This is a genomic window from Culturomica sp. (genome assembly GCF_003524185.1).
Lineage (GTDB): Bacteria > Bacteroidota > Bacteroidia > Bacteroidales > Marinifilaceae > Culturomica > Culturomica massiliensis.
The window spans coordinates 43,570-55,700 of the sequence record NZ_DOED01000001.1 but is presented as its reverse complement, the minus strand read 5'-3'; the positions used below and the strand labels follow the sequence as shown (position 1 = coordinate 55,700).

Here is a 12,131-nt window from a genome sequence, read left to right as displayed (position 1 = left end):
CCGATGAACTTACGTTTTTTTCTATTTCTCATAATTCTACTAACCAATGAAGTCGGTCAGGCTCAAAATACCATTCCTAGCCTGGCCCGGGTGACAGAATATCTGTCACCCGTCCCCGATTTCACACCCCTGGCCACATTAAATCCCGCCCTTCAATATTACCATTACGAATATTCGCATACCGAACTGTCACTGACCGGGAATTACCGGAAAGCCGATCGGGCGCAAATTATGCAGGAGGGTAACGGCTGGAAAGGTTTTCATATTCAGGCCCGTTCGTGGAACAAATTAAACAACAATTCCTGCGTATGGGGAGAAGCTCTGTATCAAAACGGCCGGACCGCCAATGTCCGCTGGAACGAAACGTCCGACTTCCAAACCGTCTATCCTTATATCATGGCGGACACAATAGGAGGTGACCTGCAATCCGAAACATACCGTTTTCAAGGGGGATATGCCCGGGATCACCGCCATTTCACCTGGGGAGCGGTACTTGCTTACAAGGCCATTATGGAATATCGGAAAAAAGACCCACGTCCCCGCAACATCGTTTCGGACCTGGATATCAAAGCAGGAATCGCATGGAAAATCGGTGGAAATTATGTCGTTGGTACTTCTATCCGGGCCCGCAAATACAAGCAGACCAACAACGTCAGATTTTTCAGCGAACTGGGAGTATACGAAGTCTATCACATGAGCGGACTCGGCATGAATTATGTCCGTTTTTCCGGTACGAACAACAACACTTATTACAAAGGTCATACATTAGACGGAAGTATCGAACTCTATCCCCGGACAAAGCAAGGAATATCGCTTTCTGTTCGTTACGATCGCTTTACTTTCGAAAAGATATTGTCCGACCTGAATAATTTACCCCTGAATAAAGTCACAGAAAACGACTTACAGGGAGAAGCCGGCTGGCAACACCGGTACGGTTTACAATACTGGGGCATCCGGTTATCCGGTCGTATCAAAAAACGCAAAGGCATTGAAAATCTGTTCGGTGATCCGGTAAGCAATGCTTACCCGCAAATCGGTAAGATCGAACAATATACCGACCGGCAAATCGAAGCCAATGTCATCCTGCTTTATGAAAACAGGCAAAAAACACGATTCGGATGGAATATCCGACCTACCGCAGGCTACCGTAAAATCAAAGAAAGTTATCTTTCTCCGGCACGGCAGATGATATACGACGAAATAAGTGCAGGACTGCAATTACAAACCGTCCACATCTTTGGGAAAGCCTGCCTGCTGCATCTTACGGCCACGGGTACACATTTCCAAAACCTGAGTTCCGATCTACAGTTAAACTCACTGGATGACAACCACAAACTCAATGAAATGTTATACAGCAATTACGAAATGTTAAGTTCCAACCGAACGACCCTTGCTTTATCCGCCCGCTGTGATTACAGCGGCTGGCTCAACAATAAAACCGTATTCTCTCAGATACAATGGCAATACAATCGATGGAAATCCGATATAAAATCCGACTATTTCTCGGTTTCATTAGGGATCGTATTATAGAGAAATTGCAGATTTCAGACGGAAAGATAAGATTGAAAAATCAGTGTGTCAGATGGAAAAGTTTCAATTACCCTACAGACTCACTTTACCGAAATATAAAAATATGAGAATCAGAACAGCTTATACCGATAAAATTTACAGTCTGAAATTCTTACAGACTTTGTGACTTATAATTAAAATAAATACAATGGAAAACGTGATCGAATGCAAAAACCTCACTCATTACTACGGTAAAAGGTTGATATATGATAATTTAAGCTTTAACGTTCCTCGCGGGCGTATTCTCGGTTTACTGGGAAAAAACGGCACCGGAAAAACCACAACTATCAACATACTCAGCGGTTATCTGCAACCCCAAGCCGGAGATTGTCTGATTTTCGGAGAAAACATCCGGCAGATGAATCCGCTTACCCGCCGGAGAATCGCCTTACAATTAGAAGGACATGTACAATACACTTTTATGAACATCGAGCAAATCGAAAAGTTCTATGCTGCTTTCTATCCGAAATGGGATCGGGCTGCTTATTATGAGTTAATGAAAAAACTGAAAGTCGCTCCCCGCCAAATGATTTCCCGTATGTCCTGCGGTCAGCGGTCACAAGTTGCACTCGGCCTGATTCTGGCACAAAATGCCGACCTTCTGATTCTGGATGATTTTTCCCTGGGCCTGGACCCGGGCTACCGCCGGTTGTTCATCGACTATCTCAAGGAATATACCAAAGCCGAAGAAAAAACCGTTTTTCTAACCTCTCACATCATTCAGGATATGGAAAAACTCGTCGACGACTGCATTATCATGGATTACGGTCATATTCTGCTGCAAATGCCAGTGACGGAACTATTGCAAACTTTTCATAAATACACCTTCCGGACCCCCGTTTCCGAACTCCCGGAAAACCCGAAATTATACCATCCGACAGTCATCAGAAACGAGGCCGAAGTATACTCCTTCCAAGCAATCGGATACGTAAAAGAATGGCTATATCAACATCAGATTCAGCACGAAAATTTATCCTCCACTCTGTTAAATCTGGAAGATACCTTTATCGGACTGACCGGAAAATATTAATCACATTTACATCTCATTAGTATGAAAAAAGCAATATTTATAAAGGAATGGATCAAAATGCGGATATTCTGGCTGATAGCCACAGTTGCCGGATCGGGCTTTATCGGCTACGCATTGTTTCAAATATACCGGATCACTCAATTTAAAGGAGTGGGACATGTATGGGAAATACTATTACAGAAAGACACCGTCTTTATCGATCTGCTTCAATACCTTCCCCTGTTTATCGGAATATTGGCAGGTATTGTGCAATTCGTACCTGAAATGCAAATGAATCGGCTGAAATTGACTCTCCACCTGCCTTATTCACATCTGCGAATGATTCTCATGATGCTGTGTATCGGATTCATGATGCTGATGTCACTCTTCATTCTGCATTACTTATTATTAGGCGGATATCTATATACAATCCTTGCATCGGAACTGGTTTCCCGTATCCTACTGACAACTTTACCCTGGTATATGGCCGGTCTTGTAGCTTACCTGTTGACTGCCTGGTTATGTCTGGAACCCACCTGGAAAGGCAGAGTCATCAATGCAATCATTACCGCAGCAACACTAAGGCTCTTTTTCCTATCCGATATTCCGGAAGCCTATAATCCGATGATTCTGATATTACTTATACTTACGGTATGTGTCGTCGGTTTTCCCTGGTTATCGGTACTACGTTTCACTGCCGGAAAACAGGATTGACCAGCTCCGGATTATGACTAAAACTCAATTCAATATCTGATTCAACATTTATACCTGATTTACGATTCTTCTCTTTACAGAAAAAGATTGCGGAATCAATCTAAAATCGTAAATCTGTAATCAAAAATCTAAATATGCATTTATCATGACTAAATTCAGCAAAATCATATTATTCATCCTAATTACTGCTCTTTCGGCATGGTTACTCCCCTGGAGCTATCGTTTCGCAACAGTCCGTCCGGACTCTTATCCTTTTACTTTATACAGTCCGATTGTACATTCTTTTGCCTTTCCGGATTACGCTAACGGGAAAGTCGAATACAAAGATGTTTTGGGACGTACCTATTCAGAACATCAATTCGACAGCATATTGCCCACATTCTACTATCGTCAATTACTATCCGACGGACGTTTACCGGCAACGATCGAAGGCATTCCGGTTGACGGCCGCTCCATACAACGCGAATACTTCATATTCCGGAGCAACACCACCCATATCAACACCGCAAAAACGCCGCTTTATCCCCTGCTCGAAGCAATGCCCGAACGGGTCGACCTGGAAATGCCCGACGACGTATTCCGGATGACCGACCGGATGGAATTTGTCGAAATGGCTACCAATCGGATACGGGAAGAAAAAAGCGGACATTTTACCCGCGCACTGCAAGAAAAAGGCTTTACTTTTCCCGCGCGTATCGTTGCCGGCAATCCGACAGCCCGCAAGGACTACGACGAAGGTTATCTTATTACAGATCGTAATCATCGCTTATTCCATGTTAAAAAACTTCGGGACCGTCCCTACGTACGCCCTATCGAAATTCCGGTGGAAATACATCCGCAACACTTGTATGTCACCGAATATCCCGGCCGGCATTACCTCGGCTTTCTCACGGACGATCAAAACCGGTTCTACGTTCTCGAATCGGGAAGCTATAAACTTCAACAATTACCTATTCCGGGCTTCGACCCCCAAACAGAAGATATGATGATTATCGGAGATGCTTTTTACTGGACGATCCGGATCAGCGGAAAAAAAAGCGAAAAGATATATGCCGTAAATCCCCGGAATTACAACCTAGAGGACAGTTTAAACATAGCACACCGGGAACAGGTTAGCACAGAAATCGCACAATACCTTTTCCCTTTTCAATTGTCGTTCACCTCTTACGAAGACCGCTTTGTCACCCCCAGGATTTCGGATATCTCCTACAAAGCACTGGTTCTTAATTTCGGATTAGCCGTTATCTGTCTTCTGATCTGTCCCGGAAAATTCCGGTTTCGTTTGAAAAACGCCGTGATACTATGTATCTTGGGACTGTTCGGGTTAATTCCCTTATTCCTTCGGAAAAAATAAATACCAAGTGAAAAAAACGGTTTAACAATTTACGATTCTTTGATTAACTCCCTACAGGTATCGCGAACTCAGCGAAATCTGTAGGAACAACAAGAATCGCAAATTCCATTCATTCTCCGTGTACGAACCATTCTTTAAATTCTGCCACGCGTACCCTGCTGATCAGAATCTTTTCAGGAACAGGAACGATCAAATTGACAGACAAACGGCCGTTAAACCACAAATCAATGTCTTTTATGGCTTTACGGGCAATAAGGTATTGACGATTGACCCGGAAAAAACGCATGGGATTCAAAGAATCAGCTATTTCATCCAATGTATGGGAAACCGGGTATTCTTTCCCCTCCATCGTAACGGCTTTCACAATCCCTTCATTGATATAAAAATAGTAAACAGACTCTACAGACAACGGGAGTAATTTATCTCCCTTTTGGGGAACCAGAAAATGAGTTTTGTAACTCTCCTGTCGTCTCAACATCCGGATTAATCCTTGTATATCTTCTCCGGACTCCGGTTCTCCGGTCGCCGTACGAAAAAGCTCCAGCTTTTTCAATGCATTACGCACATCTTCCGCGCCTATGGGCTTTAACAGATAATCCACGCTATTCACCTTAAAAGCTTTCAAAGCATATTCGTCATAAGCAGTTGTAAAAATCACAGGACAGGCTATTTCGATGTGCCTGAAAATCTCAAATGCCGATCCGTCCGCCAAATGAATATCCATAAATACCAGATCGGGACTTTTATGTTCTTTAAACCATTCCACCGATTCGGAAATACTGTCCAAAACAGCGATTACTTCCATTTCGGGCGTCACATCCGTCAACAAAGCCGTAAGATTACGTACGGCAGCCCTTTCGTCCTCAACAATTACCGCTTTCATAACAATGGAATTTTTACACAAAAGACATTATCCGAAGTTTCTATTACGATTTGTCGCTGAAACAGCAATTCATAACGTTTATTCAAATTTGCCAATCCGACACCAGTGGTCGATTCTCCTGTAATTTTCGGTTGGATCGGATTGCATACACTTAACCATGCTTCCTTTTCGTTCCGAATCGTTATGGTCAGCGGACGACGGTTGCTGATTTCATTGTGTTTTATGGCATTTTCTATCAGAAGTTGCACAGCCATCGGCGGAACCTGTTTGTCATACAATCTTTTGTCGACCTTTATATCGAATGTCAGATTGTCTTCATACCGCATCATTTGCAGAAAGATATAAGCGTTCACAAATTCCATCTCTCCGGACAAAGGCACCTGATGCATTTCATTTCCCTGCAACGTATACCGCAACACCCGCGACAACTCCTGAATATACTCCTGAGCCTTATCCTGGGATTCCCGCACCAGCGAGCGTAACGTATTCAATGAATTGAAAAGCATATGCGGATTCATCTGACTTTTCAACGCCTCGTATTGATTTTGCAGACTCTCGGCCCTCAACTGTTCATTTTCCAACTGTATCGATTGCTGACGTCCGACCAGATGAATGATATAACAACTTCCCGTTACAATACTGGTAATAATAAAATCCCGCAACGGATGCAAATAATGATGTACCATCGCGTCGATGGCTGGAATATCAAAATGCTCGTGTAAATAAACGAAAAACTGTCCCAGGCAACTACTCGATATCCAGGTAATCACAAAAGAAAATGCAATATGCCCGATTCCGATCTTCACATTTTTATCGTCAAACCTGAAAACCAATGTATTTATGGCAAACAAAACCAACAGAGAAAGAAAGGTAAAGATAATTTCAAAAGCCACATCCAGTCCTCTCATCCCCGGAAAAAGGCTGAACGCCTCATAGACATCGAAAAGCGATATCAATTCAGGAAAATGAATCAAGGATGCGACGACTGCCGATATGATGGTTATAATCAGCAAAAAACGCCTTCTGAAAATAACGGGATATAGTTTCATCGAAGGTCAAAATTAATAAATTTATCCTTGTTGTAAAACAACGCATATATTTTACACCACCGATAAGGTTCCGGACTCATTTAGGTCTGTCAATGAAGAATCCGCGCCGTGACATACATTCCGGGACGAAACATCTCTTCAACCGTATCCACCCGGGCATAAATCTCCAGCGAACGACTGATTTCGTCGACCTGCTGACCGACAGAAATCAATGTACCCCGGAAAACCTGATTCCCGATACCGTTCACAGTAAATTCGACTACGGCTCCTTTTTGTATATATGCCAGATCTTTTTCATAAGCCACTAAGCGTAACAATGTCCGCTCTTTATTGATCACATCACATACCGGCTCTCCGGCCGCAATATGTTTTCCCGGATTGATGCGCACATTTCCCACATACCCGTCTATAGGGGATTTTACCTCCAAATAAGGACGTATCCCGCTTTCTTCTATGCGGATTGGATCGATCCCCAACAATTGCAATTGGGCTGCTGCCGCCTGTTCCTTACTCTTCATCGATAAATAATCGGCTTTACTCTGTTGCAGTTTTTTCTGCGAAGCGGCTTGTTCTTTAGCCAGTGTCTGTTGTCGCCTGTATTCCGCTTCCAGGTATTCCAACTGTGCACGACTATCCAAATACGACTGTTGCAGGTCAATAAAAGCCGGATTCTCAAGTATCACCAATACCTGTCCTTTTCGGACAACCGTTCCGGACAACAGACTGCTGTTTTTCACCGTTCCTCCCATAAGGACGGTAACGGTCGCCTGACAATCGGGCGGCACGATCATCGTTCCGTTAAACAATACCTCATTCGGCTTCGATGTTGCAGAAGTGACGGCATCCGTCTTTATCGTATCCGGATCGGCTAAAGTCGTCAAAACAGTGTCCGTTGTAACGGCCGTTTCTTTTTCAGCCCGGTTGCCGGAACCGCTACATGCCGCTAATACGGATAACAACAACGGTAAAACTATTCTTTGTTTCATCTTATATTAAATTTAATCATATTCCTATTTGTTGAACTTCTCCTTCTCCGGATCGGTTTCTTTAATTTACTGCTTTCGTCGCTTCCTCAAAAACACCCGGAATTCGCAGATCGGCTTTTCAATTACAAATAAAAGACACTATCTTTCCTAAAATCCTTAAATCTACGACAGCCGGCAGATGCTCCCCGATTATTAATTTCACCTATATAATTCATATTCCAAAGCCGCAATATTATACTGATATACGGCCTCGATATATCCTCTGCGTATTTCCTTAACAGCATTCAGGCTCTGTATATATTCAACGATATCCGTCTCGCTTTCCCGAAACATCAGATCGGCGGCTTTCATCAATTCCTCCGCTTCACGAAGGGCAGAAGAACGGTAATATCTCACGCTTTCTCCATATTTATTCAACTGCACCCTCAATTCATCGACCCGGTTGTGCAATTCCCGGATACTCCGGTCGGTTTCTATCCGGCTGATATCGGCAGCTATCCGCGCTTGTCTGATTTTACTACGCTGAGGTACAAAATAAAGCGGTACGGCAACACCGACAGTCCACGAGTTCAATCCCTTCAACGGCATTATATTCTGACGTACATATCCGAACGACAGTTCCGGGAAAAAACGGCTCCGCTCCACATTCAGCATCGCCTTCTTCTCATTTGTCAGGCTATTGTAATAATTCCGGTATACGTCGTTTTCCATTACGGAATCTACTGCATACAATGACATATCCACCCGTACCGGCTCGATCAGCGTATCCGTATAGCAAGCCCATTGCAAACGCCGGGCTGCCACTTTCAATTCTTCCTGTGCCTGAAACAGACGGGTTCGCATATCCGCCGCCAACGTAGAGGTCATGCTCTTTTCCAACAAGGTAATCTCCCCCTGCCGGTAACGTAACTCCCCGGCCTGCTGTAAGCGATCAGCCAGACCGGATTGCTCCCGGTATAACTCCGACAGATGGTAAGCATATACATAATAACTCCAGGCCCTTTTGGCTTCGGCCTTTACTTCCCTCTCTACCAATAGCTTATAATTTTTACCGGTTTCCAGTTGCCGTTTTACCAAAACATTCTTATAAAAAGGAGTCAATACCGAACCCAAACTCTGACTGACTTCCAGTTGATAATCGTCACGTCCTTCGCCGTTCAGCTGGCCCCATGAATAATTAAATTCCGTTGCAGGTAACTCGGCAATCTCTCCCCGTCCTACCCGGTTGCTCTCCATCTGCGCCTCTGCAATTTTCAAACGGGGGCTGTTTTTTACGGCCAAATCCACCACCTGTTCTAAAGTCAAACGCCGCACCTGATCCTGCGCCTGCATCCGTCCCGGCAACAGTAACATCAATCCCAGCATAACGACACCGAAAAATCGCTTTAATAAATACCCTCTTTTCAACATAACAACGGAATGGACAATCAGATAAAATACCGGAATAACAATCAACGTCAGGATTGTCGAAACAACCAACCCGCCGATCACAACCGTAGCCAAAGGCCGTTGTACTTCCGCCCCGGCCGAAGTAGCAATAGCCATAGGTACAAAACCCAGCGAAGCGACCAACCCGGTCAGAAATACCGGACGTAACAAATGAGGAGTACTCTCCCGGATCACGACCCGGGTGGTCTTCTCATACCGGCTTTCCTTCCGGCATTCGGTAAAACGATTGATCATCAATATACCGTTTAACACAGCGACTCCGAAAAGAGCGATAAACCCGACACCGGCCGAAATACTAAAAGGCAGTCCCCGCAACCACAAAGCCAGTATACCCCCGATCAGCGACAGGGGTACCGTACTGAACACCACCAGTGTATAGGTCACACTACGGAAAGCAAAGAACAACAACAACAGTATCAATGCCAATGCTACCGGAATCACAATCAGCAGTGTACTGATAGCATTCTGCAAATTCTCAAACTGACCTCCGTACTCGAAATAATATCCCGGTTTCAGACGTACATTCTTATCCAATGTTTCCTGAATCTGCGCTACCACCTGCTGAATATCAGCATCCCGCACATTCACCCCGATCACAATCCGTCGTTTGGTAGCATCCCGGTTGATTTGCAAAGGCCCGTTCACCAAATCGATCCTGGCCACCTCACTCAAAGGAAGTTGTATGCCTTCCGACGTGTGTACGAACAACTTATCGATGTTAAAATCAGCAACCTTATCCTTATCCAAACGCACCACCAAATCAAAACGCCGCTCATTCTCAAACACGACCCCGGCAATCTCTCCGGCGTAAGCCGTACGGATCACCGTATTCAACTCCTCGATATTAATTCCGTAACGGGCCAGTTTCGTCCGGTCGTATTCCACTACCAACTGAGGTAATCCCATTGTCTGCTCTACAATGACATCGGCTGCACCGGGAATCTTTTCCACATATGCGGCGGCTTCTTTTGCCCGGGCATACAATTCATGCACATCTTCCCCATAAAGTTTGACGGCAATATCCGCTTTGGCACCCGTCATCAGCTCATTGAAACGCAATTGTATCGGCTGGCTGAAGTTAAATTCCGCTTTAGATTCCAGCGGTTCCAGTGCTTTTTTCATCTTCTCCACCATTTCGGCACGACTTGCAGCACTCGTCCACTCATCGAAAGGTTTCATGATAATCATTACATCTGCATCTTCTACCGCCATCGGATCCGTCGGAACTTCCGCCGTACCGATTTTAGCCACCACATGTTTAATTTCAGGAAATTTTTTCATCAGGACATCCTGCGCCTGCGTGGAGATTTCGATACTATTGCTCAATGAACTTCCGGCAGGTAAAGTCATCTGCATGGCAAAATCGCCCTCGTCCAATGTCGGAATAAATTCGGCCCCCAATCTGGTAAAAAGCAATACACTCCCGATCAAAGCAGAAAAAGCAACCACCACAGTACTCCACTTAAACCGCAGACAAAATGTCAATGTCCGCTGATATACTTTATTCAAACCGTTAAAAAACCGATCGCTCCAGGTTTGTTTGTCCCTGATTTCTTTCTTTAAAAACAGCGAAGCCATCATCGGTACGTAAGTCAACGACAACAATAAGGCTCCGATAATACAAAACACCAAAGTCTTCGCCATCGGAATAAAATATTTTCCCTCGATGCCCGTCAACGTCAGGATCGGGAAAAATACAATCAGAATAATCAGTACGGCAAAAGTAGCGGAACGTACGACACTTCCGGCACCTTCAGCAACCTCCGTATCCATTTCTGCCTGTGTAAGATGTCTTCCCCGGAATTGCCGGCTATAAATATGAGCCAATATTCCTTCCAGAATCACAATAGAACCATCCACCACAATCCCGAAGTCAATCGCTCCCAAACTCATCAGATTAGCCGAAACCCCGAACACCCGCATCAGAATAAAAGCAAACAGCATCGCCAACGGTATCACAGAAGCCACAATCAAGCCCCCCCGCAAATTTCCTAAAAACAAAATCAATACTAAAAATACGATAACGGCTCCATCTATCAGATTGGATATTACCGTAGAAATATTCCGGTTTACCAGAGCGGAACGGTTCAGGTAAGGTTCGATAGAAATACCCTCCGGCAGTATCTTTTGTAACTTTTCAACCCGTTTTTCCAATTCCTGAGTCACCACATTGGCATTAGCTCCTTTCAGCATCATGGCAATACCGCCGACACATTCTCCCTGCCCGTCCATTGTCATCGCCCCAAAACGCTTCGGTGCCCCAAAACGTACTTTTGCCAAATCGTTAATATGAACAGGTATACCGTTTCGGTTAGCCACGACAATATGCTCGATATCCTTCAGGCTATTGATCATACCTTCCGAACGGATATAATAAGCATGGTTTACTTTCTCTATATAACTGCCTCCCGTATTCTGGTTGTTTTTCGTCAAAGCATCGAATACATCACTAATGGTAATATTCAACGAATACAAAGCCGACGGATCAACCGCCACCTCGTATTGCTTTAAATAGCCTCCGAAACTATTGATTTCCACAATCCCGGGGATTCCGGATAACTGCCGTTTAACGATCCAATCCTGAATCGTCCGCAACTCCATCGCATCATACCTCTTCTCATATCCCGGAGCAACCTTCAAAATATATTGATAAATCTCTCCTAACCCTGTCGTAATCGGCATCAACTCCGGCGTTCCCAATTCCGAAGGAATCTCTCCGGCCACAGCCTGTATCTGCTCGTTGATCAACTGCCGGGCATCCAATGTCGGTACTTTTTCATCAAATACCACCGTCACAAGCGATAGTCCGAAACGAGACACTGAACGGATTTCCGTTACATTCATGATATTACTCATGGCTATTTCAACCGGGGAGGTAATCAGTTGCTCCACTTCCTGCGGAGCCAATGTCGGAGACACCGTCACAATTTGCACCTGATTATTGGTAATATCGGGAACGGCATCTACCGGTAAAGTCATCATCGCATACAAACCTCCGAGCAATAAGAACAATGTCGTCAATCCGACAAACAATTTGTTTCTGATTGAAAAATGTACAATGGCGTGAAACATCTGAAATATTTTATATAGTTCGGAACAAAAATATTTTTTTCCGAAA

General features: G+C 44.4%; 8 protein-coding genes. 4 read left to right on the top strand and 4 right to left on the bottom strand.

Annotated elements, in window-relative coordinates; genetic code table 11:
• The first annotated feature begins 3 nt into the window (after window positions 1–3).
• The 4 genes from DD657_RS00225 to DD657_RS00210 all read left to right on the top strand — a co-directional run bounded on the left by DD657_RS00225 (window position 4) and on the right by DD657_RS00210 (window position 4,646).
• Entirely contained in the window at window positions 4–1,530 is a 1,527-nt protein-coding gene (locus tag DD657_RS00225) for a DUF6850 family outer membrane beta-barrel protein (protein WP_287047948.1), read from the top strand.
• A 187-nt stretch (window positions 1,531–1,717) separates the two neighbouring features.
• Window positions 1,718–2,599: an ABC transporter ATP-binding protein gene (locus tag DD657_RS00220; protein ID WP_287047947.1), complete on the top strand. Its 882-nt coding sequence runs from the start codon at window positions 1,718–1,720 to the stop codon at window positions 2,597–2,599.
• A gap of 21 nt (window positions 2,600–2,620) precedes the next feature.
• Window positions 2,621–3,292 (top strand): hypothetical protein, encoded by a 672-nt coding sequence (locus tag DD657_RS00215; protein ID WP_273134268.1) that lies wholly within the window; start codon window positions 2,621–2,623, stop codon window positions 3,290–3,292.
• A gap of 145 nt (window positions 3,293–3,437) precedes the next feature.
• A complete protein-coding gene (locus DD657_RS00210; protein ID WP_287047946.1) occupies window positions 3,438–4,646 on the top strand; it encodes a DUF4857 domain-containing protein in 1,209 nt (402 codons plus the stop codon).
• 109 nt (window positions 4,647–4,755) lie between these two features.
• Here DD657_RS00210 and DD657_RS00205 read toward each other — a convergent pair whose 3' ends face one another.
• The 4 genes from DD657_RS00205 to DD657_RS00190 form a co-directional block, all read right to left on the bottom strand.
• The gene (locus DD657_RS00205) at window positions 4,756–5,529 is read right to left on the bottom strand and encodes a LytR/AlgR family response regulator transcription factor (RefSeq protein WP_287047945.1); all 774 of its coding nucleotides are present in this window, start codon (window positions 5,527–5,529) and stop codon (window positions 4,756–4,758) included.
• Window positions 5,526–6,578 (bottom strand): sensor histidine kinase, encoded by a 1,053-nt coding sequence (locus DD657_RS00200; protein WP_021987184.1) that lies wholly within the window; start codon window positions 6,576–6,578, stop codon window positions 5,526–5,528. The genes DD657_RS00205 and DD657_RS00200 overlap by 4 nt, the downstream gene beginning before the upstream one ends.
• Window positions 6,579–6,667: 89 nt before the next feature.
• Window positions 6,668–7,564, bottom strand: coding sequence for an efflux RND transporter periplasmic adaptor subunit (locus DD657_RS00195; RefSeq protein ID WP_068688689.1), 897 nt, complete (start codon window positions 7,562–7,564; stop codon window positions 6,668–6,670).
• Between the two features lie 198 nt (window positions 7,565–7,762).
• The gene (locus DD657_RS00190) at window positions 7,763–12,085 is read right to left on the bottom strand and encodes a CusA/CzcA family heavy metal efflux RND transporter (protein ID WP_287047944.1); all 4,323 of its coding nucleotides are present in this window, start codon (window positions 12,083–12,085) and stop codon (window positions 7,763–7,765) included.
• Window positions 12,086–12,131 lie beyond the last annotated feature (46 nt).